This is a genomic window from Campylobacter concisus, from assembly GCF_002165775.1.
GTDB lineage: Bacteria > Campylobacterota > Campylobacteria > Campylobacterales > Campylobacteraceae > Campylobacter_A > Campylobacter_A concisus_E.
Map to the genome: position 1 here is coordinate 369233 of NZ_NDYP01000002.1, position 26147 is coordinate 395379.

Consider the following 26147-nt stretch of genomic DNA (forward strand, 5'->3'; position numbering starts at 1 on the left):
TTTTTGGCTAAACTTTCGCCCAAAAATAAGCAAAATAAAAGGTTAAATTTGAAAAGACTTAGTGTAAATGAAGCCATCGATCTTATAGAAAATGCACCGCTTCACGAGCTTGGCAAGATGGCGCTAGCTAGAAAAAAAGAGCTTCATCCAGAAGGCATTACGACCTTCATCGTAGATCGCAACATCAACTATACAAACGTCTGCTGGGTGGATTGTAAATTTTGCGCATTTTACCGCCACGCAAAAGAAGAGGACGCTTATGTGCTAAGTTTTGAGGAGATCGGCAAGAAGATCGAGGAGCTTATCGCCATTGGCGGCACGCAAATTTTATTTCAAGGTGGCGTTCATCCAAAGCTAAAGATCGAGTGGTACGAGGAGCTTGTCGGCTACATCAGCAAGCACTATCCAAGCATCACGATACATGGCTTCTCAGCCGTTGAGATCGACTACATCGCAAGAGTTTCAAAAATTTCTACAAAAGAGGTCTTAAGACGCCTAAACGAAAAGGGCCTATACTCGATGCCAGGGGCTGGAGCGGAAATTTTAAGCGACCGCGTGCGTGACATCATCGCCCCTAAAAAATGCGACACCGCAGACTGGCTTCGCATACACAAAGAGGCGCACGAGCTTGGCATGAAGACGACTGCGACGATGATGTTTGGCACGGTTGAGAGCACTCGTGAGATCGTAGAGCACTGGGAGCACATCAGAAATTTACAAGATGAAACGGCTGGGTTTAGGGCATTTATACTTTGGAGTTTTCAAGGGCTAAATACAAAGCTTATGCAAGAATTTCCAGAGATCAAAAAGCAAAGCTCAAATGTCTATCTAAGACTTCTTGCGGTTTCAAGGCTCTTTTTGGATAACTTTAAAAATATCCAAAGCAGCTGGGTCACGCAGGGCAGCTACGTTGGTCAGCTAGCGCTTCTTTTTGGCGCAAACGACCTTGGCTCGACCATGATGGAAGAAAATGTCGTAAAGGCCGCAGGGGCTAGCTTTAGGATGAATCAAGACCAGATGATCGAGCTTATAAAAGATGTCGGAGAAATTCCAGCCAAGCGTAACACAAACTACGATATTTTGGAGAAATTTTAGATGAAAATTTTAGATATCAATGTAAAAAATGTAAAAATTCCAGTCGTTTTTGAAAGCTCAAAAGCGATGCCAGTAGTGAGCCTAAAACTAGTTTTTAAAGCAGCTGGTAGCTCGCAAAATGGCAAGCTAGCAGGCCTTGCAAGGCTAAGTGCAAATTTACTAAACGAGGGCGATATGAAGCTAGGCTCGGCCAAATTTGCTAAAGAGCTTGAAGTGCGGGCGATCAGCCTAAATGCAAGCTGCGGCTTTGAGATATTTTGCATCGAACTAAACTGCCTAAAAGAGCACTTTGCCTTTGCGTGCGGCAAACTAAAAGAGCTTATAAGCGCTCCAAATTTAACTGATGAAATTTTAAATAGGTGCAAAACCGTCACACTTGGCGAGATCGCAGCAAACGAAAACGACTTTGACTACTTAGCAAGGCAAGGACTCTTTGAGCTTTTATACCCAAAAAGCGTGCTCTCTCTGCCAAGTATCGGCACGAAAAAGAGCATTAAAGCTATAACGCTTGAAGATGTGAGGAAATTTTTAAACGAGCATTTAGACCTTTCAAATTTACTTTGCGTGCTAGGCGGTGACATCGATGAGAAGCAGACAAAAGAGCTAGCTGGAGTTTTAGAAATACTAAAACCTGGCAAGGTGCGAAATCTAGAGCGCTTTAGTCCAAGCGACAAGTGCGAAAGTAGCGAGATCATCAGGCAAAGCGAGCAGGCATACATCTACTTTGGCGCGCCATTTAACGTAAGACCTGAGGAGAAATACAAAGCCGCAGTGGCGACATTTATCCTAGGCGAGGGTGGCTTTGGCTCAAGGCTCATGGAGGAGATCCGCGTGAAAAGAGGGCTTGCATATAGCGCCTACGCTAGAAATTTGCTAAATCTCTCTTACAGTCAGCTATACGGCTACATGCAGACAAAAAATGAGAAAAAAGATGAAGCTATCGCCGTTATAAAAGAGGAAATTTTAAAATTTAGTAAAAAAGGCGTTAGCAAGGCCGAGCTTGAGCAGGCGAAGAAATTTTTACTTGGCTCGTTGCCGCTTAGACTTGAAACGCTATTTAAGCGCCTTGACATCGCGCAGGGCGAGTTTTATGAGCATGGTGAGCTTGGGGCATTTTTAAAGGACCTTGATAAAATTTCAGCCCTTTCGCTAAGCGAGCTAAATAGCTTCATAAAAGCCCACGCAGAGATCAATCAGCTAAGTTTTTGCGTCTTAAAAAATGAAATTTGAAGCAAGCGATAGAGCAAAACTTCTAAAAATAGGCGTGCTTAGCCTGCTTGACCTTGCTCTCGTGCTACCAAAGGGCTTTGAGGATACGACGATCGCTAAGAGCCCAAGAGAAGGGCAGGTCTGCATAAATGTAAAGATCACTTCGCTCGCCTCGCGCCCTGGAATGCTAACGGCGCTTGCCTTTTGCGAGCAGTGGCAAAGCAGCGTAAAGATCGTCATTTTTAACGCAAAGTCCTGGCACTACGGCGCTTTTAAAATGGGCAAAGAGATGGCGATATATGGGCTTTGCTCCTACGCCTTTGGCTCGTGGCAGATCGTAAATCCAAAAATCACCACAAAAATAGGCCAGATCGTGCCTAAATTTAAGACCGAGCTAAAAGATGATGAAGTCAAAAAGCTTATTTTAAAATATATAAATTTACAAAATTTATTAGCCGAGGGCTTAAGTGAGCGAGAGGCTAAATTTCTAGCTAACCTGCAAAGGCTAGATGAGCAAAGCGTGCAAATTTTATACCACCTAAAAAATGATGGCGAGGGCGTGCAAATATTAAAATTTGTAGAAATTTTTAACTACATAAAAAAGCTAAGTGCTAAAAAAACCTACTTTAAAAGCCCAAAAATAAAGCTTTTTGATATAAACTCTTGGCTTAAGAGTTTGCCATTTACGCCGACAAATGACCAGCTAAACGCGATAAATGATATCAGAGACGACCTTAGCGCTGTGCAGGCAAAAAGGCGCGTCATAATGGGCGACGTGGGAAGTGGCAAGACATTAGTGATCCTAGCAGCTGCTCTTAGCGTATATCCTCAAAGTGCTATTTTGATGGCGCCAACAAGTATCTTAAGCGAGCAAATTTTTAACGAAGCAAAGAGGCTATTGCCGCCATTTATGAATGTGATGTTGGTTCAAAGTGGAGAGAAAAAGATAGACTTTGGTGGGGCAAATTTGATTATTGGTACGCATGCGCTACTCTTTCACGAGCTGCCAAACTCACCGCTAGTCATGGTAGATGAGCAGCACCGCTTTGGCTCAAACCAGCGCAAAAAGATAGAGGAGCTGGCCTCAAACGAGGACGAGCGAGCAAATTTCGTTCAGTTTTCAGCTACTCCCATACCAAGGACGCTAAGTTTGATCCGGTCTGAGATCGTTAATTTTAGCTTTTTAAAGCAGATGCCGTTTAAGAAAAATATAACGAGCCAAATTTTAGGTGCTAGCGAGTTTGGCTACCTGCTCACTCACATCAAAAAACAGCTTGCGGGCGGCTTTCAAGTAGCCATCATCTATCCGCTAGTTGAGAGCAGCGAGAGCTCAAACTACCAAAGCCTAAATGAGGCGCAGGGCTTTTGGCTAAAGAATTTCAAAAATGTCTTTGTCACGCACGGCAAGGATAAAGAAAAAGAGGAAATTTTAAGGCGCTTTAGGGAAGAGGGTGAAATTTTGCTTTCAACCACTGTTATTGAGGTCGGGATTTCGCTGCCAAGGCTAAATACGATAGTGATCGTAGGGGCTGAGCGGCTGGGGCTTGCCACGCTTCATCAGCTGCGCGGTAGAGTAGGGCGAAACGGCGGCGATGGATACTGCTTTTTATTTACCAAGCTAAAAGAGGCGCCAGCTAGACTAAAAGAATTTTGCGCGACAAATGACGGCTTTAAGGTGGCTGAGCTTGATCTGAAAAACCGACAAAGCGGCGATATACTAAACGGCTTTTTTCAGCACGGGGCGACCTTTAACTTCTACGACTACGAGGATGATATCACACAGGCTGCAAAGATGAGAGTGGCGGAATTTAAAAATAACGTTTAGTGGCTATTTTAGTCTAAAATTTTGATTTTCTTTTACTGGCTCTTTTGACTTGTTTAAATTTTTTATAATTTATCGAATTTGAAATGAGTGGCAAGGCTAAGCTTTGTAAAATTTATAAAATTATTTTTCTACTCTACGCTCTTTGCATACATTTTCGCATGGTATGCCGTCACGATCACGATCAAACCCACTGCGTCCGCATTTTCTTAGATAGTGATATGCCTCTTCGCAACTTTTCATCTCTTTGCAGTAGCGTTTAGAACAATCAAATTTATCCGCCGCGTTTGCCATCAATGCAAAAAATAAAATCAAAACTACTTTTTTCATTTTTACTCCAAAGGCAGTATTAAATAAGAAAAATAATACAAAAAGCGCTCTCAAAAGAATTTCTCTTTTGAGAGTATAAATTTAAAGAGGATATGTTAAACAGCACTCTCTTTTTACTTCGTCGATGTAGCTCACGTTTAAATTTAGTCCGTAAAGCTTGCTTAAATTTTCGCTTCTGATGATCTCATCAACCGTGCCAAATCCAACCTCGCCATCACCCTTTACAAGTGCTACATATCCGCCAAGAAGTACGGCAAAGTCAGGGTTGTGAGTGGTTAGCACGACTGAGTAGCCAATCTCTTTTAGCCACTTGAGTGTGCGTAAAAATTTATACTGGTTGCCGTAGTCAAGCGCGCTCGTTGGCTCGTCAAATATGATCATTTTTGGTTGCGCAGCCATCGCACGAGCGATCATACACATCTGCTTTTGACCGCCACTCATTTGAGTGATAAATTTCTCTTCAAGGTGCTCGATCTCAAGCTTTTTGGTGTAAATTCTAGCGATCTCCTCATCCTCTTTGCTAGGTCTTGCAAAGATGCCAAGGTGCGCCGCGCGTCCCATTGTTATAAATTCGAGTCCAGTGTAGTCATACTCGGTAACCTCGCTTTGAGCGACATACGCCATGATCTTAGCGCGCTCTTTGTTGCTTAGGCTATCAACGTTTTTGCCATCAAGGAAAATTTCTCCAGAAACTGGCTTTAGCGAGCCACTTATCAAGCCTAGGGTTGTTGATTTGCCAGCTCCATTTCGACCAAGAATGGTTAAAATCTCACCTGCACCTATCTTTAAATTTACATTTTCTAGTTTGCCAGCCCCATTTGGGTAGCTAAAGTTTAAATTTCTAACTTCAAGCATCACGCAACCTTTTTATTTCGCCATAAAACCCAGACGAAAAATACTGTGCCGATAAAGCCGGTAAGTACGCCAAGAGGCACTTCGCTCACGCTTATGCTACGAGCTAATGTATCTACAAATAGTAAAAACATCGCACCCATAAATATGCTTGCTGGCATGCTTTTTATGTTGTTTGCACCAACTAGCATACGCGCTAAGTGAGGCATGAGAAGTCCCACCCAAGCGACTATACCGCTTATGCAGACGCTGCAGGCTGTAAGAAGCGTAGCGCAGATGATGATGACAGCGCGCTCAAAAGCCACATTTACGCCTAGTCTTGCCGCACTCTCGTCGCCAAGAGAGAGCAAATTTATACGCCAGCTCATGGCTATTAGCAAAACGGCGCAGATGATCATCACTGGGGCGATGTATATTAAGTTATCGCTATCAAGCTTAGCAAGGCTACCAAGCTGCCAGTAGACTATGTCAGGTAGCTTTGTTTCAGGATCAGCGACATATTTTAAAAAGCCGATTATTGAACCCATGAGGCCACTTACGATGATACCAGAAAGAACCAGCATAAGCGTGCTCGTGCGCCCCATCATCTTAGGTATGGCTAGAGTGATAGCAACGGCTGCTAGGCCAAAGCCAAATGCAAAAGCCTGCACCCAAAATAGCGATAGATCAAAGATGATCGCAGTGGCAGCTCCCACGCAAGCACCAGCCGAGACGCCTAGAAGATCAGGGCTAACTAACTGGTTTTTAAAGACGCCTTGATAGGCCGCACCACTCACGCTAAGAGCGGCACCGACTAAGATAGCTGCGATGATGCGAGGTATGCGCAAATTTTCTATCACATTTGTGATGTTGCTAGCTGCGCCATCGCCAAAGCCAAAGCCGTGAGCAAGCACGCTAAAGACATCGCTAAATGGTATGTAAAATCTACCAATACCAAGGGCTACAAAGGCGCAAACAATGGTGAGCAGGGCTAAAAATATAGCAACTAGCGAAAAATTTGCGTTTTTCATATTTTACTTGCTGCTACCGTCTGGATTTAGAGCTTTTAAGATGTAGTCATACTCTTTGTCACTAAGATCGTGATTTAAAAACTCTTTATAAAACTCTTTTGTTTTTACTTTTATATCGACATCTTTAAATAGATCTGGTTGGATAGTTTTTGCTGCCCATAAAATTTGAAGTACGTTTTCAGCACCATATCTATCCCAGCTAAATACACCTTTTGGGTTGCCGTAAATTTTGCCGTTTTTAACAGCGTTTGAGCCAGAGAATGCAGGGTGCTCTTTTATCTTTTTGATCTGTGCGTCTGTGTCATTGCCGCCAACGATGATGATATCAGGGTTTGCATTAATGATCTCTTCAGCGCTAACTTCGATCATTGAACCCTCAGTATTGATAGCATTTACACCGCCACCTAGCTTGATCCAAGTGTTTTGGATGGTGTTTGTACCATCAACTTTTAGCAAATTTGCACCACCAAGAAGGTGAAGTACTTTTGGACGTTTAGCATCAGGGATGCTTTTTGTTCTTGCTGTTACAAACTCAGAGTTATCGTGGATTTTATTAGCAAGTTTTTCAGCTTTTTTTCTAGCATCATCAGTGCCTATGACTTCAGCTGTTGCATAGATGCTTTTCTCCATATCTGGATAGTCTCTAAAGATCAAATTTACCGCGCTAAAGCCATTCTTGATAAGTTCATCTTGAAAATTTTTGTTATACACTATGATAACGTCAGGTGCAAGTTTAACAAGCTCTTCGATCTGAAGGTCTTTGCCATTTAGTGCGGCTGGTAAATTTTTAAGTTTTGGATAGACGTGCTCAAACCACTTGTTGTTTTTGATCAGATCGGTTGTGGCTACAACCTTATCCATACCGCCAAGTGCTAGGATGATCTCGTTGTTTGCATTCCACAGTGCAGCGATCTTCTCAACTTTTTCTGGGACGCTTACTTTTACGCCTTGCATATCGGTTATGCTTCTTGCAGACTCAGCTGCGTTTAGGCTAAGAGTCATAAATAGTGAAGCAACAAGGCTAAATTTGGTTACTTTATGCATAAAATTTGTTTGCATATTTTTTCCTTTATTTTTGAAGTATAAACATGTATGTTAATAATATTTATATTAATTCTATGTAAATTTTGCATATACATTATGAAGAATTTGCATATATTGTAAATTCTTATAAAACTAATGGGATAAATTCTCTCCTTTTATTGACATATGTCATTATTTGATTTTTTAAAATGAGCTAAACTTCACCTCAAAATTTTTAAAAAAAGGAGAATCAATGCGTGAATACAAAAAGTATTGGCTAGCACTTGTTGCAGTACTAGTAATTTGCTTTAGTATTTTAGGCTACTATGGCGTTGAGGTTTATAGAAGCTCGCCACCAGTTGTAAATTTTACAGATGAAAATGGCAATGTCGTTATCGACAAAGAGAGTATCTATAAAGGTCAAGAGGCCTGGCAAAGCATAGGAGGTATGCAAGTTGGCTCTGTTTGGGGACACGGCGCATATCAAGCACCTGATTGGAGTGCGGACTGGCTTCATAAAGAGTTAGTTATATTTTTAGAGTTAAAAGCAGATGAAATTTATCACTCAAAATATGCTGACTTAAATGATGAGCAAAAGGCAAATCTAAAAGTTCTACTTAAAAAAGAGTACCGAGAAAATGGCGTAAAAGACGATAAAATCGTACTTAGCAGCGATAGATTAAAGGCTATGAAACAAGTAAGCCAAGAGTATTCATCACTTTTTGGAAATGACCCTAAGTTTAAATCTTTAAGAGAAGCTTATGCGATGAAAGAAAATACTCTTCCAAGTGCTTCTGATAGAGATGATCTTAATAACTTTTTCTTCTGGTCAGCCTGGGCAACCGCAGCAAACAGACCTAATAGCGATGCTACATACACAAACAACTGGCCACATGAGCCACTAATCGATAATGTACCAACAAGCGAAAATATCTTTTGGTCAATCGCAAGCGTTGTAATACTTATTGCTGGTATTGGATTTCTTGTTTGGTTTAGCTCTTTTTATGGTAAAAAAGATGATGAAAAGTTGGAAGCTATTAGCGAAGATCCACTTAGTAAATTAAGCCTAACTCCATCTCAAAAAGCTCTTAAAAAATATCTTTTTGTAACTTTGGCTCTTTTTGCATTCCAAATTTTAATAGGTGGCTTTACGGCTCACTATACAGTCGAAGGACAAGAATTTTACGGTATAAATTTATCAGCTTATATCCCTTATTCACTTGCTAGAACATGGCACATTCAGGCTAGTATCTTCTGGATTGCGACAGGATTTTTAGCAGGCGGTCTTTTCCTAGCACCTATTATAAATGGCGGTAAAGATCCAAAATTCCAAAAGCTTGGCGTAGATTTATTATTTTACGCATTACTAATCCTTGTGGTTGGCAGTTTTGCTGGTGAGTATTTAGCGATCGCAAATATTATGCCTATAAATTTAAGCTTCTGGTTTGGACACCAAGGATACGAATATATCGAGCTTGGACGTGTTTGGCAAATTATTTTATTTGTTGGTCTTGTCATTTGGATGCTACTTTTACTTCGCGGATTTATCGGCGGATTTAAGAACAAAGGTGATAAAAATTTACTTGCTATCTTTGCAGCTTCAGCTGTTGCAGTTGGATTATTTTACGGAGCAGGATTATTTTACGGCCAAAGAAGCCCACTTCCAGTAATGGAATACTGGCGCTGGTGGGTTGTACACCTTTGGGTTGAAGGCTTTTTTGAGGTCTTTGCTACCGCTTCACTTGCTTTTGTGTTTGTTAGTCTTGGTCTTGTTTCAAAGAGATTTGCTACGTTTTCAACGCTTGCAAGTGCATCACTTTTCCTAGTAGGCGGAATTCCAGGAACTTTCCACCACTTATATTTTGCGGGTACTACAACACCTATAATGGCAGTTGGCGCTAGCTTCTCAGCACTTGAGGTAGTTCCTCTTGTATTGCTTGGTGCTGAAGCTTATGAGCATTACAGACTTCAGTTTGCTCAAAATTGGGCTAAGACATTAAAATGGCCACTTTACTGCTTTATCGCAGTTGCTTTCTGGAATATGCTAGGTGCTGGCGTGTTTGGATTTTTGATAAATCCTCCGATTTCACTATTTTATATCCAAGGCCTAAATACGACTCCAGTTCACGGACATGCTGCGCTATTTGGTGTTTATGGATTTTTGGCACTTGGATTTGTTTGGCTAGTAGCTACTTATCTATTCAAAGGTCAAGAATTTGACGAGAAGCTTATGAAAGTAGGCTTTTGGGGCTTAAATATAGGCCTTATGCTAATGATCGTGCTTTCACTACTTCCAATAGGAATTTATCAAGCATTTGCAAGCCTAGAGCATGGTATGTGGTATGCAAGAAGCGCTGAGCTTTTACAACAATCACACTTGCAAAATTTAAGATGGGTAAGAATGATTGGCGATACGATTTTAATAATCGGTGGAATCAGCTTCCTTGCACAACTTCTAAAATTTATGCTTAATAAAAAATCTTAAAACTAAAGGGGTACTTTGCCCCTTTATTAAGCTATCTTTTCATAAAATAACGCAAATTTAAAAGGAAAGAAATGATTACATTTTTTAAAAGAATTTGCGTTATTTTTATCGTACTCTTACACTCTTTTTTAGCTCTTGTAGTTGATTATTCATTTCCACACTATGCAAATGTACAAATCACAGGTGGCGATGTCAAACGTATGGACAAAGATGGTATCATCGACGCTAAAAATCCGGCAGATGGCCCTACCAGAGATGTTTATTTTATCTACACTAAAGATTCTAATAATTCAAATAAAGTCATGGCTTATAGAAATGAAGATACTGCATGGGGATTTCCGTTTTATTTTAAATTTAACTCAGCTGATGTACAAGCCAAAGCTCAAGGCTTTGCAAATAGCGATAAAAACGTAACTGTGAAATATTATGGATATAGAATTTCTATGCTTCAAGAGTTTAGAAATGTCATCTCACTAAAAGAAAGCGGCACTGATACTAGTTGGCCGGTAGCTAGCTATGTATTTTACTTTATCTTGTTTATCTCGCTAATCATTTGGATAAGAAAGATAAATAAGGCCTTTAGACCAAAAACTAGTGAAAATTTAGAGAAATAGATAGCATTTGTTTTAGCTATTTGATATTTTAAAAATCAAAAAGGGAGCTTTGTCTCTCTTTTATCTTTAAAAATTTCTAATGCTATCAAGTATATTTTTAGCTTGTTTGCTCTGCTATGCCATTTGTTATATTTATCTACACTTTCTCAGTCTATAAAATAAAATTCTACATCTAGATTATTTTTAAGAAAATCTCCCGCTTTTTTATGGCATGTAATTCTTTGCCTTGCCATTTATCAGTTGTGACCTAGTTTAGTTTGCCAAGATATTCTTAAAATAGCTTACAGGGAAGCTTTCTTGTATCTACGTCTATCTTAGGCAAGGATATCTCTATTCTATTTTTGAAAATTTAAAGCTATTTCCTGGTGTAGTAGTTTTTTGTAACGGAATTTCTTAGATTTCAGAAAGAAGATTTATAGTGAATCAGCATAAATTTTAGGGGCAAGCTGCCCCTATTTTTAGTAAAGACCGAAAGTTCCGTCTGTTCTTTTGTAGATTACACGCATTTTTGCGTCAACATCGTTAAATACGTAAAATTGTTTATCGCTTGATTTTAGTTTATCAAGTGCTTCTTCAACTTCAAGTGGTTTATAAATTTCAAGCTCCATAGGCACAATTTCTTCAACACCTTCGATCTTTTCTTCGCCTATTCTTGAGCGGAATTCTTTGTCGTCAGCCTTGCCTTTTACGGTAAATTTCTTATCATGCTCTCTTCTTAAAACTTTTGATGCTTTTTCGATAGCAAGATCGATCGCAGCGTAAAGATCTTTATCTTTTTGGCGAACGACTATGGTGTCTTTATGAGCCATATTTAGAGAAAATTCTGCATTAAAGCCTTTTTTTCCTTGTTTTTCATCGGCTGCTACAACACATCTTGCTGAGATAATGTCGAGATTGTATTTGCCAAGTGTATCAAAAGCGTCTTGGATATAGTTTTTGATTGGCTCTGTTAGCTCAAATTGTTTTCCTACAATGCTTATGTTCATCGTAATCTCCTTTATAGAAAGTAAGATGATTATAACACGCTAAAACTAAAAACAAATTAAACTAAAATCTTTATAAAATTTTAAAGTTTCTGAAGGGTTCGTTTGTGAAAATTTATAGGATTTGGCGTTTTTTTATCTTTTGATGTTACAAAAACATCAAAGATCATATTGCCAGTACTTGCGACTCCGTTTGTTCCTGGCATGATGGTCGGTGGAGTGCATATACCGATGTCGCCAAAGTAAGTTATTATTACTTTAAAGTCGAACATATCGTTAAATTCTCCATTTACTTTATCTAGGCATTTATTTGAGAAATCAGTTCTAAAAATTTCAAACATCGCATACTCTGCTGCTGCTTGAGCAACGAGTTGTGCTTGCTCTCTTAGATAAATTTCACTGCTTTGTCTAGCTGATGTGCTAGCTATCGAAAGAGCAAGAGTGCTGATAGAAGCTGCTACAACTAGAAAAAATATCGCTGCTATTAACGTAAATCCTTTTCTCATTAATAAACCGCCTTTGACTTGCAAATGGTTATTTCTGATTTTTCTGCTTTAAGGCAGAGCTTTAGCGCGATGACTCCATTTTTTTCTGTAAAGACAAATCTTGTTACATGTTTAGCTAGTGTCGCACTTTCGGCTTTGATAGCCTTTGTAGATGTTGAGCTAAATTTTTTAAAGCTTTCATTTAGCCATGGCCTATAATTGTAGTAAATTTTAAGGTCAAAAGAGCCATTTTGTATATCCTCGGCACTTTGCTCAGCTGGCGCTATGGCAATAGCTGTGTAAGCTAGCTTATACTGCTCTGAAATTTTTTTATTTTTAAAATCACTTGAAATCTTAAGCGTGTCGATTGATTGTATGCCAACTTTTGCGATATCTAAGTGTCTTTGGTCTAAATTTTCTTGATAGCCAAAGCTACTACCAACTCTATAAAGTATGCTAGAAAATATCGCCACTAAACCACCATTTTCATTATCGGCGTTTATACACCTAGAGCCACTATTTACATCTTCTTCATTGCTATCATTTTCGCAGGTCAAGTCCATTACGCCGTTTCTAAAAGCGTCATTAAATTTGCTTCCAGGGCTTTTTAATCCATTTGCAACAGAGCTATTTGCAAGATCTACATATCCGCTATATATGCCTTCTTCGATGATAGGATCTCCGTTAGTATCATCTCCTTTATATTCGTTTATGCCATCAAATAGCTCATAAGCGGCTGGGATAAATTCTAAAATTTCAAAGTCACTACTTAAATTTACGCCACTATCATTTAGAGCTAGATAATCTCCATTTTTTTTCCTAGCGATAACGCTTTGTTTGATTCTGTGGCTAAGCAGCATTGAAATTTGCTCTAGAGCGATTTCGCTTTGTGTTTCTAGTTCGTTTATTACTTTGCTTTGAAAATAGTTTTGATATAAATTCATAAGCGTATTAAAGCTCATAAGTGAGATAACGCCAAGTACGGTGATGACTATTATTAACTCAATTAATGTAAAAGCTTTTTTTGTTTTTTTCATTTCCATTCTTTTACACTTAGAGTGCTGCTTTCACCTATATTAAAGGCATATCCATAAAGTACGCTTTTGCTCTCTTTTGTAGTTTTCATAGTCGTATCTAGCTTTATCTGTAAAACATCGTTATCGTTTAAAGGAGTGCTAACTACAAATTTATCAGCTCCATTTGTTATGGTTGGAGTCGTCTCTGTATCTATGATAAAGTCGCGTTTAGTGGTACTGGCAGTTGGTGAGATGGATTTTTGAGTATTGAAATTTTTGATAGATTTTACTTTAAAATTTACGCTTTTGATTGATTCTGGAAGCTTTGAATCATTGGGCCTTGTGGCACATGCAGATGAATTTTGTACCGGATACGCAAGTATCCTATGTCCTTCTCCTTTTACACCGCTTTTTTCATAAAAATCCGGATTTGCCCCTTGTTCACAGATAATAAGAGGAAAAATTATAGCCTCTTGAGTGGTTATAGATGATGGCATGGTATTTTTACCGGCTATTAAGACTTGATCACTAAATGGTGCTTTTAATATTAATGACATATAAGTTTTAGCATTCATTAGTCCTTCTTGCATTAAGGATTGCTCGCTTAAATTTGAAGTAGTTCTTACTGCTAGTGGCAAGCTTGCACTTACTATAGCTACTACAAGCACTGATAAGATAAGCTCTATCAATGAAAAGCCACCCCTTTTCACCACTCTATTCTCCTGTTTGTCTTGTCGCTTATATCTAGGTTACTATCACTATTAGATTTTACTCCTATAAAACCTCCAACTGCACCGCTTGTCTTATCCTCTATATTATTGCTCTTTAGGACTTTACCAGCCCATTCGCCATTTGGTACTAGAAAATTTAGATTGAAATTATTTGTTTCGGTTTTCTCATCAAATTCACTATAAAGAAGCCAGCTAGGTGCTCTCATTTTAGCCACATCAGTAACCGCTGAAGGGTTTCTTATAAAAATTATTTGCTCGCCATTGCTTATGCTACTTACATCATTTCTTAAAACAGTACCGCTGTAAGTGTTTGTAAAGCTAAAGTCATGATAGTTAAGTACTCCTGCGCTATGTTTTGGATTGGTAGCCCAAAATGGTGCAGCTGGAAAGTCTTGCCATAGTTTGCCATTATCTTTCATATAGATATTTTTATTGCATCCATCGCAGTAGGCACCATAATAAATTTTGGCATAAAAGCCACTATAAAGCCCTTCATAAAATGGTGCATAAACCCTACCAAAGTAAAATTTTGCTGTCGTTTCTGTTGCTGGTTTTTCATATTTTTTTACTGTATCGGTGCTATCTGACATGCCGCTAAAGCTAAAATCATTACTTGAAATAGTAAAAGGATTTTTAGCGTGATTTACTTTTCTTTCAAAATTAAAATATACTTCACCTTTGCCTACGCCATTTACAAAAGTATTTTTCTCTACATAAAATGTTGATTTTGTAGCACTTGGATCTATTGCTTTTCTAGTGTTTGAGCCAGGAATTTCAAAAAATAAAATTTCTTCATTTGCTTTTGCTAATGTGCCGGCATTGCCATCGTTATCTGTAAAATTTAAAGGAACTCTATCTAGCTTTATATCAAAGTTCATATTCTTTGCATAGCAATCTTCATTATAAAGTTTTGCAGGATCATCGTTAAACAACCTAGCAGTTACTTCAAAGTCAAGCTTTGCTTTTTGTATGCCCTCATTATCAAGGTATGTTATATCGCTATCTTTTGTTATCTTTAACTTACTTATTTGTATATCTTTTGGCCTAAATAGATAATCTCTATTACCTTCTAGCTTTATACTACATCCGATCCTTCCTTCTTGAGCAGTATCTTGTGATGGATCGTTGCTAATTGAGTTTTTTACACAATCATCAGCTTTTGATGGCGCATGTTGATCAGTTGCTGTATAGTCTTTGTCTAATACATAAAAATATGTATCGCCTATATCTGAGTAAGAAAAGCCAACAGGTCCACTTGATGTGTGACGGAAAATTTTACCCAACGCTTTATTTGGATCGTTAAAATCTACGCTTAGTTTGTTCTCGCTCTCTATAATGCTAGGATCACAAGTCGCACTATATGCTGGTACAAGTTTTATCTCTCCATTTGAGCCACTTATGTTGTTTATATAGCCATTTGCTAAGCCACTATCAAGAGGTTTCATAGCTGCAAGAGCAATGTTATTATAAACTTTGCCGCCTATTAAAACATTGTTATTATTGATCGTATTCTTGTCAGTATCCCATAGCCTAAAGTGACTTGGCCTTATGGCAAAATCATCTAATTTTTCGCATTCAACCTTTGTAGTATTTGTTACTGGATCAAGATGAGAAATTCTAAATTTTACGCTTTTATAGGCTCTGTCAATACTAATGCCTGACAATAAAATATCAGTTACGCCATTAAATGTTATATCTTGTTCATATAAATTTGTTGGAGCGCTGCAAGACTCGACCAACTCTACTTTTACATCTACTGGGGCATCTGGTACTTTTTTATTGCCATCTGTATCATAGTTTGTGATATAGACATTAAATGGCGTAGAAACGATTTTAGTTAGAAGTCTATTTTTAAATTTAGTTTTAAAAGCTGCCGAGCCATCGTCTTGTCTATTACTTGCGACGAAATTATTTGGACTGGCACTAACACCTAAAGTAATGTTGTAGTTTTGATTGCTACATCTTCTTATGTATGTGTCATAGGGCTGTAAATTTATATCAGCATTTGCGACCGTGGCTTTGTAACTATTTGGCTCAAATTTAGACTTAAGGGTAGTTTCATATATAGCATAAGCGTAGTTGCCTTGATGAATTAGCATTTCTCCACCCTTATTTGCAGCCGCACCTTGTCCTAAATAAAAAGTTAAGTCATTTCCGCTTAATTGCTGCAAGCCTGTGTTGTCGCTATAGTGTACCTGTCCTGACATAGTAAGCAGATCACTAGGTCCTTGCGATGCTTTATCTGCGTAAATGTAAGTTGAGTTTGAATTATAAATTTGGCTTGGATCTATTGTAGCTTTTAGCGCAAAGTCTTGGGCAGCTTCATTAGTATTGTTTGTAACTTCAACGAAAGTTTTTAAAATAGTATTTGCTGGCACTACTGTTGGGGTATTTTCTTGCACCTTTGTAAAAGTACTATCGCTAGGTTTTTTTGCATAAATATATTCCATATAGCAAACATCTGGTTTATATATACGGGTAGAAAAGCCTACCATGGCCAAATTTATACGGTCAGCGCTTACAACATTAGCACTGCCTGAATTTTTAATCGTTGTAACTGTAAATTTTATATCTGCTTCTTTTTGGGAATGTGACATTTTGTCTGATATATCAAATATATCCAAATCTGCTTGAGAGTGAAATTTTTTGCCTGGATTTATAGGTTGTCCAAATTTTGTCATGGTTGAGTTAAATTGATCACCTTTTGCATTGTATTTGCTGGTTATACTCAGATAGCTACCTTCGTTTTCTATTTCAATATTCTCACCTTTTGTTTCTGGCTTTCCGCCAAAAGAAAACATTGTAAGCGTAGCATTTATATCGCCTGCTTTTGGTGTATAGATATTTTCAAATTTTACATCTACGGTTGAGCTTTTTACAGTACCAAATGGATCGCTTGACTTCATCCAGTCTGCTGCAAGTCTTTCTAATCCATCAAATATACTAACAAGCTTTGGCTCTATATTGTTTGCTGCAGCGGTTTTATCATCAAAGTCATAAATGATGACTAAACTCCAAGCCGCAAATTGTGGTGCAATGGATTGTATCCAGTAGCCATTTTGTCCTTGAACTGGTGAGAATAGTAGCGTGCCGTATGTTTTTTTTAGTTTTCTATTAGTGGAATTGTTTACCTTATATATGCCATCATTTGGGTCTATAAATTCATCACTAAAGGGAATCGTAGTGGATCTGATATTACCAGCATAAAATGTCCTATCTGACTCACTAGTACCAAGAGAGTCTCTAACTATATCCGTTACATCAGCACTTGCTACATATTGGTAGTTTATTCCAGCTTTTACATAGTAGCTATTGGACTCGTTTTGATTATATGATTCAAGAGTCATTGATTTTGGTTTATACTCACTAAATGAGCCAAACCAAAAAACATCTTTTGGATCAGCATCTATTGTGATTACATTTTTTCCAGGAGCTTTAAAATCAATCCTGCTATATCCTTTTATGTAATTTAAGGCACTTACATATAAATTTGACCCAAGATTTTTTATGGCCCAGTTTTGATAAAGAGAGCCACCCCAATAAAGCCTGCCATAGACTACGTTTTTACCTTTTAAATTATTTTGTATAAAGGTATTTTTCTCACTAAAATCAAATGTGGAAGAGGATGAATTTTTACAATAAGGATGCTTGCTAGGATTATAAATATATGTTGTTTGACAAAGTGTGTAATTACTAGGCGAAAAATTACCAGTATCTAAAAATATTCTATCGGCTGTAGATGATGTTCTTGTTACGTTAGATGGATCTGGAACAAAATTATATCCAGCGTATTGTGGAATCATAATAGTAGCACCAATGGTAGCTATATCTCCATTTACTCTGGTATTTAGATTTCCATTTATTGATCTTTGTCTTAAGCCTTTAGAGTGATCATCCCACATACCTATTAATGATCGTTGATTCCATGGAGAAAATTGCTCAACGTAAATATGATAGTGATCTTGTGCTAAGCCTGAAGAAAAGCTATTGGTATCTATCGTCCAGGTTCTATCAGATTTTCTTATGCAATGTGGGATATTTTTAGAAGAGTTGTCTTGGTACTCTTCAGCGTCTATAAAGCAAGAATAGTTTGCTCCACTACAACCAATAGATGCTGCTTCTGCTGTCGTACAAGCTCTGGGTGCACAAAAACCAAACGTGACAATAAAACAGAGTAAGTATGCTATCTTCACAACAAATCCTCTAAATAACAATAAAAAATCTCTCCTTAGATTTTTAAAAGCTTTTAGCTACTATTTTTGTATAAAATTTTCTATCATTTCAGCTTGCCCGTACTGAGGATATTTGGCAATGTCTAAAACGACTTGGGATAAGGTCATATTGTCCATATTGCAAACGATAGGAGCTATAAAATTTACAGTTGATTTTTCAAGCGGGAGTGCAACAACGATAATGTTATAAATTCTAAGTTGAGAGCTTTCTTTAATCTCCATAAGATCTTCATAATAGCTTGGAATGTCGAATTCGTAGCTTCTTAATGCAAAAGGATTTATCATTGTAAAAGATGTCTCATCATCTTTGCTTGCTAGCTTAACAAAAAATTTATCAAGTTCAATTAACTCCATCGTTTTGATATGCTCAAAGCCTAAAATAGGGCTTTTAACACTAAAAATCATACTAACTCCTATTTTGTAAAGTTGCCGTATTTTATCATAGTTTTAAAAAATTTATACAAAAATAATAGCAAAAAATGTAGAATACGAGGATTTAAACTTTTTAAGGAAAAGCATGAAAAGATTTTCTAAATTTCTAGCAGTTGTAGCTCTTTTGGGGCTTTTTAGTGGTTGTGCTGAAAAATATACCGAGCTTTACAATCTAACTCCAGATGAGTGGTATGCTCAGGTTATAGCTGATATAAAAGATGGCGATCTTGAAGCGGCCGATAAACACTATGTTTCAATGGCAAGCGAACACGTAGCAAGCCCACTTTTGGAGCAAATTTTACTTATCCTTGCCCAAGCTCACGCAAATGATGAAGAGTATCTAATGGCAAATCACTATCTTGACGAGTACATCAAAAGATATGGTGACAACGGCTCAAAAACAGAATTTGCTCAGTATCTAAAGATAAAAGCAAATTTTGACTCATTTACCCAACCAAACCGCAACCAAAAGCTTATGGAAGATAGCGTAACAGAGATCGAGAAATTTCTTTATATGTATCCAAATACTGAATATAAGCCACTTATTGAGACTATGCTTATTAAATTCAAACTCGCGCTTTACTTCCTAGATATGCAAATAGCTGATCTTTACAATAGGACTGGTCGTGACGTTTCGGCTAAAATTTACGAGCAAAAACTTGAAGAGTCGCCGTTTAAAAACTCAGATCTTATCAAACCTGATGTAGCATGGTATAGAAAACTGTTTGAATAGGAGAAATTTTGCAAATAAACGAAAATAAAGGCCTTCCAACCGAAATTCCCATTATTGTTGAGGATGAGCTATTTTTATACCCATTTATGATAACTCCGCTTTTTTTAAGCGACGATGAAAATTTAAAGGCACTCGAACTTGCCATACAAGAAGAGACTCCGATCCTTGTAGTGCCTACAAAGCCTCAGCAAGACGGCGCTAGAGACTTCGATGGTATCTATGATGCTGGTGTGATCGGCACGATAATGCGCCGTGTGCCACTACCCGATGGACGCGTGAAGGTGCTATTTCAGGGCATCGACAAAGGTAAAATTTTAAAGCAATCAGGCATAAATCCACTCCGTGGTATCGTCGATATGCTTCATGTCAAACGTCCATCACAGGTCAAAACTGACGCACTAATCGTTGTTTTAAGAGAAAAAGTAAGAGAGCTTTCGCAGTTTAGCCACTTTTTCCCACCTGATCTTTTAAAAACGATCGAAGAGAGCGCTGAAGCGATCAGAGTTTGCGACTTAGTCTCAAGCGCGCTTCGTCTAAAAAAACAGATCGCTTATAGCTTTTTTGTTGAGGAAAATTTAGAGCAGCGCCTACTAAAGCTCATCGATTATGTCATCGAAGAGATCGAGGCAAACAAGCTTCAAAAAGAGATCAAAAATAAAGTCCATTCAAAGATCGACAAGACGAATAAAGAGTACTTTTTAAAAGAGCAGCTAAAGCAAATTCAAGCTGAGCTTGGAGCGGACACGAGCCGAGAAGAAGAGCTTGAAGAGTATAATAAAAAGCTTGATGCGAAGAAGAAATTTATGGCTGAGGACGCCTACAAAGAGATCAAAAAACAAATAGACAAGCTCTCTCGCATGCACCCAGACTCAGCCGATGCAAACACCTTGCAAAGCTACCTTGACTGGGTACTTGAAATTCCATTTGAAAATGTAGCTAAGAAAAAGTCATCTATCACCGAGGTGAGCAAGTACCTAAATGCTGACCACTACAGCTTAGAGAAGCCAAAAGAGCGCATAGAGGAGTATTTTGCATTGCGTGAGCTTTTGGAGCTTAGAGGAGTTGGTGAGAAGGTAAATAATGGCGCCATTTTATGCTTTGCAGGCCCTCCAGGTGTGGGTAAAACCAGCCTTGCAAACTCGATCGCAAAGGCGCTAAAGCGCGAGCTAGTCAGGATCGCGCTTGGCGGACTTGAGGACGTAAACGAACTAAGAGGCCACCGCCGAACCTACATAGGCGCTATGCCAGGCCGCATCGTGCAAGGGCTCATAGAAGCTAAGCAGATGAATCCAGTAGTTGTATTAGATGAGATCGACAAGGTTGGCAGAAGCTACAGAGGCGATCCGACCGCGGTTTTACTTGAAATTTTAGACCCAGAGCAAAATAATAAATTTAGAGATTACTACTTAAATTTCAACATCGATCTTAGCAAGATCATCTTCATCGCTACAGCAAATGACGTGAGTATGATCCCAGCCGCACTTCGAGATAGGATGGAGTTTATCGAGCTTAGCTCATACACTCCACAAGAGAAATTTGAGATCGCTAAAAAATATCTCTTGCCTCAGGAGCTTAAAAAGCACGGACTAAAACCAAGTGATGTGAGCGTCAGCAAAGAGGCACTTGAGCTAATTATCAGCGACTATACAAGAGAGAGTGGCGTGCGAAATTTACGCCGCAGGATCGCTGATATATTAAGAAAAGTCGCCAAAAATATCCTCACTAAAAAAAATGAGGGCAAGATCAGCGTCACGGCTAAAAATTTGAAAGAATTTTTAGAGAAAAAGGTCTATGAGATCGAGCCAGCGGATAAAAAAGATCAGATCGGCTTGGTAAATGGCCTAGCGTGGACGAGTGTCGGTGGCGACGTATTAAGGATAGAGGCTATAAGGATCCAGGGTAAGGGCAGTATGCAGATCACCGGCCAGCTAGGCGATGTGATGAAAGAGAGCGCTCATATCGCATTTAGCGTGGTAAAAGTGCTGATCGATAACAAAAAACTAAAAGTACCAATGACTATCGTACCAAAATTAGATGACGATAAGCGTAAGCTTGAAGCTAGCGATGTTTATAGACGCTACGATCTTCACTTACACGTACCAGAGGGTGCAGTGCCAAAAGATGGACCAAGTGCTGGTATCACGATGGCAACTGCGATCGCATCGATACTAACCGATACAAAGGTAAGACACGACATAGCAATGACTGGTGAGATTACGCTAACTGGCAGAGTGTTGCCGATCGGTGGTCTAAAAGAGAAGCTTATCGCCGCTCACAAAGCTGGCATCAAAACAGCGCTCATACCTCGCAAAAACTATGACCGCGACCTTGTAGATATCCCAGCTGAAGTAAAGGGCGATATGAAGATCATTGCCGTAGATACGATAGAGGATGTCTTAAAAAACGCTCTTGTAACTAAAAAATAATCCAAATCCTAGCCCCATTTGGCCTCACTTGGAGCTAGGAAATTTTAATAAGTATGCTACGAAGTAAAAATTTAGGCTAGCTTGTTTACTCTTGAATAAAAAATAAATTTTAAAACTTTATTTATTCGCTTTGGCGGACTACTAAAATTTATAAGATATTTTTATAAAATCTAGGTCTTACAAAGCTCGCTGCTAAATTTAGAGCCGCGATGTGCTCTTAAAATTTGCTGTAAAATTTTTAGCTATTTATGCTTTGCTTCATGCTCTAAAAGCCAGATTTTAGTTGGCAAGCCATCTCCGCCAGAGTAGCCACCAAGACCGCTACTAGCTAGCACTCTGTGGCAAGGAACGATGATAGGCACTGGATTTTTAGCATTGGCTGATCCAGCTGCTCGGTAGGCATTTTTGTGGCCTACGGCAAGTGCAAGAGCTGCGTATGTAGTCGTTTCTCCGTATGGTACTTTTTGTAAGGCCTCGTAAATTTTTGCTCTAAAATTAGTTGTTTTTATATCAAGTCTAACGCTAAATTTTTTAAGCCTACCTTCAAAATATACTTTTAACTCATCAAGACAAAGCTTTAAATTTTCATCTTTTACTGCAATTTTTTCAAATTTATCTACAAAATTTATCTCACAAATTCCATTTTCGCTAGCGATGATCTCCAAAATTCCGATAGGCGATTTTAGGTAAGCTTTTGACACATTTGCTCCTTGAAATTTGAAATTTTGGGCAAATTTTACTTTAGTTTGTTTTGCTTTTTGATAAAATGCAAGCAAAACTAGCAATTTTTAGACTAAAAATAACGAGCAAAAAACCACAAAGGAATTTTATGAGCTTTTTTACCGACTACGAAAAACACTTGAGCGAGCGAGAAAAAGAGGGCGTGCCACCGCTTGCATTAAATGTCAAGCAAACAAATGAAGTTTGCGAGCTAATAAAGCTTGCCAGCAATTCTAGTGGTAACAAAAATACGCAAAGCGAGCTAAAATTTATTATAAGTTTGCTTGAAACTCGTATCAATCCCGGCGTTGATGACGCAGCGAAGATAAAGGCAAACTTTCTTGGCGAAGTGATAGATGGGCTTGCTGTTGGCGGTCTTGACGCTATGCGTGCTATTAAAATTTTAGGCAAGATGCTTGGCGGATACAATGTAGAAATTTTGGTGCGAGCTCTAAAAAATAGCGATGAAAATATCGCGCGTGCTGCAGCAAATGAGCTAAAAAATATCATCCTGGTGCATGAATATTTTGACGAGATAGTGAAGCTAAGCAGCAACAATAAATTTGCAAAAGAGGTGCTTGTTTCTTGGGCAAATGCAGAGTGGTTTACGCATAAAAAGCCAATTGAAACCTGTATAAACGCAGTGGTTTTTAAGGTACCAGGTGAGACAAATACTGATGACCTAAGTCCAGCGAGCGAGGCCTATACAAGGGCTGACATACCACTTCACGCAAAAGCAATGCTTGTTAAAAAGATGCCTGAGGGTTTAGAAATCCTAAAAGAGCTAAAAAGTCGTGGCAAAAGCGTGGCGTATGTTGGCGACGTGGTTGGCACTGGCAGCAGCAGAAAGAGCGGTATAAACTCGATCCAGTGGCATTTGGGCGATGAGATAGAGGGTGTGCCAAACAAAAAAACGGGTGGCATCGTGATCGGCACGACCATAGCTCCGATATTTTTTAACACAGCAGAAGACAGCGGTGCACTGCCAATAGTCGCAAACGTAAATGAGCTTGAGATGGGCGATGAGATAGAAATTTATCCATTTAAAGGCGAAATTTATAAACTTACAGACACTGAGAAAAAACTCGTAGCAAATTTCAAACTAAACCCAAATACTCTAAGCGATGAGATAAGAGCAGGTGGCAGGATACCGCTTATGATAGGACGCCAAGTGACCAAAAAGGCCAGAGAGGCCCTAGGGCTTGGCGAAGAGCAAATTTTTATAAAGCCAGATCAGCCAAAAGAGCAGAGCGGTGGCTACACGCTGGCTCAAAAGATGGTTGGCAAGGCTTGTGGCGTAGCTGGCGTGAGAGCTGGTGCCTACGTGGAGCCAGAAATTTTAACTGTTGGCTCGCAAGACACCACTGGGCCGATGACTAGAGATGAGATAAAAGAGCTTGCTAGCCTTAGTTTTGGCGCGGATTTTGTCTTGCAAAGCTTTTGTCACACGGCTGCTTATCCAAAGCCAAGCGACCTTGTGATGCACGAGAGCCTGCCAAAATTTATAAATTTACGTGGCGGGGTAAGCCTAAAGCCAGGCGATGGCGTCATCCACTCGTGGCTAAACCGCATGGTACTGCCTGATATGGTGGGTACTGGCGGCGATAGTCACACGAGATTTCCTATCGGTATCAGCTTTCCAGCGGGAAGTGGTCTAGTGGCGTTTGCAGCGGTACTTGGGATGATGCCACTAAATATGCCAGAGTCAGTTTTGATCAAATTTAAAGGAGAGTTAAAAGAGGGCGTGACACTTAGGGACCTTGTAAATGCGATACCGTATTTTGCGATCAAAAAAGGGCTTTTAAGTGTTGAAAAGAAAAATAAAAAGAATGTTTTTGCAGGTAAAATTTTAGAGATAGAAGGTCTTGAGAGTCTAAAAGTAGAGCAGGCATTTGAGCTAAGTGATGCTTCGGCTGAACGCTCGGCTGCTGCTTGTGTGGTAAATTTGAGCGTTGATAGTGTTGTGGAGTACGTTCGCTCAAACATTGCGCTGATAGAGGCGATGATAAAAGCTGGTTACGAGAGCCGCGAGACTCTGCTTAGACGAAAAGAAAAAATGCAAAAATGGCTTGAAAATCCAACTCTTTTAAGAGCCGATAAAGATGCAAAATACGCTGAAATTTTGGAGATCGATTTATCGCAGATAGATGAGCCGATTTTGGCGTGTCCAAATGACCCAGACGATGTGGCAACGCTAAGTGAAATTTTAGCCGATAACAAAAGAGTGCACAATATCGATGAAGTTTTTGTGGGAAGCTGTATGACAAATATAGGCCATTACAGGGCTCTAGCCAGAATTTTGGAGCATGAGAGCAAGCTTACAACTAGGCTTTGGATCGCACCGCCGACAAAGATGGATAAAAGCACACTTGAAGATGAAGGCGTTTATGAAATTTTTAAAAGATTAAACGCGAGGACAGAGGTGCCAGGCTGCTCGCTTTGTATGGGTAATCAAGCAAGAGTAAACGACAATGCAGTGGTCTTTTCTACATCAACTAGAAATTTTGATAACAGAATGGGCATGGGCGCGAAGGTCTATCTAGGAAGTGCCGAGCTAGCTGCCGTTTGTGCACTACTTGGGCGTTTACCAAGTGTAGATGAATATAAAAAGATAGTAAAAGATAGTCTTGGCTTAAATAAAGATGAAATTTATAAATATCTAAATTTTAATGAAATAAGCGAGTTTAGCATATAAATTTGTTACAATATCGCGAAATTTTAAGGAGCTTTGATGAAAAAAGTAGTTTTTTTTCTCTTTTTTAGCGTTTGTTCTTTGATAAATTTACACGCTTTAGAGTGCAGTGATCTTGCCAAAAAAGAGAGCTTTAAAACTACTCCAAATGATCTTGCTTACGCGAATGAAGGGCTTTTTTACTGTGATGGTTCGCTTTTAAATTTAAAAGAGGTAAAAGAGCTTTTTGATGCGAGTGTGGCTGTGAGAAGTGAGTCTCAAAGTTGCGTTGGTGATAGAGTTTATAAAGAAAATTTAAACAAGCTTAGATGGCTTTTGCTAAAAGCGTCATTTGAACCCGAGTTTTATCAAAAAGAGCTTGCAAAGCCAGAGGTTGCTGAGGGTGAAAAAGATGCTAGGATGGAGTATTTTAGATACTGGGCAAACGAGAGCTTATTTAATTTTTTAAAATATAAAAAATTTATCGAAGCTTACAAAAACGCTCAAACTCCGCTTGTAAAATTTTATGAAAGCCTTGGACTTGATACGCCGAGTGCTGCGTATTACGCAACTAGTGTGGTAAATGAGTTTTTGACATTTAGTGTTGGCAAAAATGTAAATAAGGCTAAAATTTTAACTCCTGAACAAAAGATGATCGCCCAAAAGATAAGCTTTGATGAGCTGGCAAATTTGCTTTATTCGAAAAATTTTACCACCGCTGAGCTTACAAATTTGCTTAATATTGCTCTTTTAAACGAAAAGAGTAGCGATATGATAAAAGAGATCATAAGGCGTGGAGCGGATGTAAATTTAGGTGATGAGACGCCGCTATTTTTTGCGCTAAAAAATATAGAAAATGTAAAAATTTTACTTGCAAATAAAGCTGATGTAAATCATAAAAATTTCTTTGGAAAAAGTGTGCTTTTTTATGCTGTGCAGTTTAGCGATAAGCCACTTTGTGAGCTTTTGCTAAAAAATGGTGCCAATGTAAACGAGAGTTACATAGACGAAAATGCCAAGATGAATATGATAAATTTGGGTATGACGCAAGTTGAAGATACATGCGGTCTAGAACACACAAATAGAAGTGTTTTTATGCATGCAGCAGCTCACGCAACACCAGAAATTTTAAAACTTTTGATGGATAACGGTGCTGATATAAACGCGACTGATGACGCTGGATTTAACGCGCTTGACTATGCCATGAAAGAACAAAACGAAAAGACGATCAAATTTTTAGAAAATTTTGGCTTAAAACCAAATTTCAATTAGGAAAAA

Annotated in this window: 20 protein-coding genes; 9 read left to right on the forward strand and 11 right to left on the reverse strand. The window is 38.7% G+C overall.

Going from position 1 to position 26147, the window contains the following annotated elements; genetic code table 11:
* The first annotated feature begins 48 nt into the window (after positions 1-48).
* From B9N66_RS02885 to recG, 3 genes are read left to right on the forward strand one after another with little or no spacing between them, the layout of a single operon-like run.
* Positions 49-1095, forward strand: a complete 1047-nt coding sequence (locus B9N66_RS02885) for a dehypoxanthine futalosine cyclase (protein ID WP_087579812.1) — start codon at positions 49-51, stop codon at positions 1093-1095.
* A complete protein-coding gene (locus B9N66_RS02890; protein ID WP_087579813.1) occupies positions 1096-2325 on the forward strand; it encodes a M16 family metallopeptidase in 1230 nt (409 codons plus the stop codon). It abuts the gene before it with no gap.
* Positions 2315-4129 (forward strand): ATP-dependent DNA helicase RecG, encoded by a 1815-nt coding sequence (gene recG, locus B9N66_RS02895; RefSeq protein WP_087579814.1) that lies wholly within the window; start codon positions 2315-2317, stop codon positions 4127-4129. Before B9N66_RS02890 ends, recG begins: the two co-directional genes overlap by 11 nt.
* Before the next feature lie 120 nt (positions 4130-4249).
* Here the strand turns inward: recG and B9N66_RS02900 are convergent, their stop codons facing one another.
* The 4 genes from B9N66_RS02900 to B9N66_RS02915 form a co-directional block, all read right to left on the reverse strand.
* Positions 4250-4456, reverse strand: coding sequence for an excalibur calcium-binding domain-containing protein (locus B9N66_RS02900; protein ID WP_072594813.1), 207 nt, complete (start codon positions 4454-4456; stop codon positions 4250-4252).
* Positions 4457-4537: 81 nt separating this feature from the next.
* Positions 4538-5311: an ABC transporter ATP-binding protein gene (locus B9N66_RS02905; protein ID WP_054196354.1), complete on the reverse strand. Its 774-nt coding sequence runs from the start codon at positions 5309-5311 to the stop codon at positions 4538-4540.
* Entirely contained in the window at positions 5311-6318 is a 1008-nt protein-coding gene (locus tag B9N66_RS02910) for a FecCD family ABC transporter permease (RefSeq protein WP_087579815.1), read from the reverse strand. Before B9N66_RS02910 ends, B9N66_RS02905 begins: the two co-directional genes overlap by 1 nt.
* Before the next feature lie 3 nt (positions 6319-6321).
* Positions 6322-7377, reverse strand: a complete 1056-nt coding sequence (locus B9N66_RS02915) for an ABC transporter substrate-binding protein (protein WP_087579816.1) — start codon at positions 7375-7377, stop codon at positions 6322-6324.
* Between the two features lie 217 nt (positions 7378-7594).
* On the opposite strand from B9N66_RS02915, the gene B9N66_RS02920 reads away from it, so the two are divergent.
* Together B9N66_RS02920 and B9N66_RS02925 are read left to right on the forward strand one after the other, a co-directional pair.
* Positions 7595-9826, forward strand: a complete 2232-nt coding sequence (locus tag B9N66_RS02920) for a nitric-oxide reductase large subunit (RefSeq protein WP_087579817.1) — start codon at positions 7595-7597, stop codon at positions 9824-9826.
* Positions 9827-9897: 71 nt separating this feature from the next.
* Positions 9898-10440 (forward strand): DUF1523 family protein, encoded by a 543-nt coding sequence (locus B9N66_RS02925; RefSeq protein WP_021090645.1) that lies wholly within the window; start codon positions 9898-9900, stop codon positions 10438-10440.
* A gap of 458 nt (positions 10441-10898) precedes the next feature.
* Here B9N66_RS02925 and hpf read toward each other — a convergent pair whose 3' ends face one another.
* From hpf to fliW, 6 genes are all read right to left on the reverse strand, one after another.
* Positions 10899-11426: a ribosome hibernation-promoting factor, HPF/YfiA family gene (gene hpf, locus B9N66_RS02930; protein ID WP_087579818.1), complete on the reverse strand. Its 528-nt coding sequence runs from the start codon at positions 11424-11426 to the stop codon at positions 10899-10901.
* 80 nt (positions 11427-11506) lie between these two features.
* A complete protein-coding gene (locus tag B9N66_RS02935) occupies positions 11507-11929 on the reverse strand; it encodes a hypothetical protein (protein WP_087579819.1) in 423 nt (140 codons plus the stop codon).
* The gene (locus tag B9N66_RS02940) at positions 11929-12945 is read right to left on the reverse strand and encodes a type II secretion system protein (RefSeq protein ID WP_257639756.1); all 1017 of its coding nucleotides are present in this window, start codon (positions 12943-12945) and stop codon (positions 11929-11931) included. The genes B9N66_RS02935 and B9N66_RS02940 overlap by 1 nt, the downstream gene beginning before the upstream one ends.
* Positions 12942-13634 (reverse strand): type II secretion system protein, encoded by a 693-nt coding sequence (locus tag B9N66_RS02945; RefSeq protein WP_180382054.1) that lies wholly within the window; start codon positions 13632-13634, stop codon positions 12942-12944. The genes B9N66_RS02940 and B9N66_RS02945 overlap by 4 nt, the downstream gene beginning before the upstream one ends.
* A complete protein-coding gene (locus B9N66_RS02950; protein ID WP_087579822.1) occupies positions 13631-17848 on the reverse strand; it encodes a hypothetical protein in 4218 nt (1405 codons plus the stop codon). Before B9N66_RS02950 ends, B9N66_RS02945 begins: the two co-directional genes overlap by 4 nt.
* Before the next feature lie 60 nt (positions 17849-17908).
* Positions 17909-18292: a flagellar assembly protein FliW gene (fliW, locus tag B9N66_RS02955; RefSeq protein WP_054196362.1), complete on the reverse strand. Its 384-nt coding sequence runs from the start codon at positions 18290-18292 to the stop codon at positions 17909-17911.
* Between the two features lie 112 nt (positions 18293-18404).
* On the opposite strand from fliW, the gene B9N66_RS02960 reads away from it, so the two are divergent.
* Both B9N66_RS02960 and lon read left to right on the forward strand, forming a co-directional pair.
* Positions 18405-19052 carry an outer membrane protein assembly factor BamD gene (locus B9N66_RS02960; protein WP_087579823.1) on the forward strand — a complete coding sequence of 216 codons (648 nt, stop codon included), beginning with the start codon at positions 18405-18407 and terminating at the stop codon, positions 19050-19052.
* 8 nt (positions 19053-19060) lie between these two features.
* The gene (lon, locus tag B9N66_RS02965) at positions 19061-21478 is read left to right on the forward strand and encodes an endopeptidase La (protein WP_087579824.1); all 2418 of its coding nucleotides are present in this window, start codon (positions 19061-19063) and stop codon (positions 21476-21478) included.
* A gap of 242 nt (positions 21479-21720) precedes the next feature.
* Here the strand turns inward: lon and B9N66_RS02970 are convergent, their stop codons facing one another.
* Positions 21721-22179, reverse strand: a complete 459-nt coding sequence (locus tag B9N66_RS02970; RefSeq protein ID WP_087579878.1) for a methylated-DNA--[protein]-cysteine S-methyltransferase — start codon at positions 22177-22179, stop codon at positions 21721-21723.
* A gap of 128 nt (positions 22180-22307) precedes the next feature.
* Here B9N66_RS02970 and B9N66_RS02975 point away from each other — a divergent pair, with 128 nt between their 5' ends.
* Complete coding sequence (locus B9N66_RS02975; protein WP_087579825.1) at positions 22308-24893, forward strand: bifunctional aconitate hydratase 2/2-methylisocitrate dehydratase; 2586 nt, start codon at positions 22308-22310, stop codon at positions 24891-24893.
* A 36-nt stretch (positions 24894-24929) separates the two neighbouring features.
* Positions 24930-26141, forward strand: coding sequence for an ankyrin repeat domain-containing protein (locus tag B9N66_RS02980; RefSeq protein WP_087579826.1), 1212 nt, complete (start codon positions 24930-24932; stop codon positions 26139-26141).
* Positions 26142-26147: the final 6 nt, after the last annotated feature.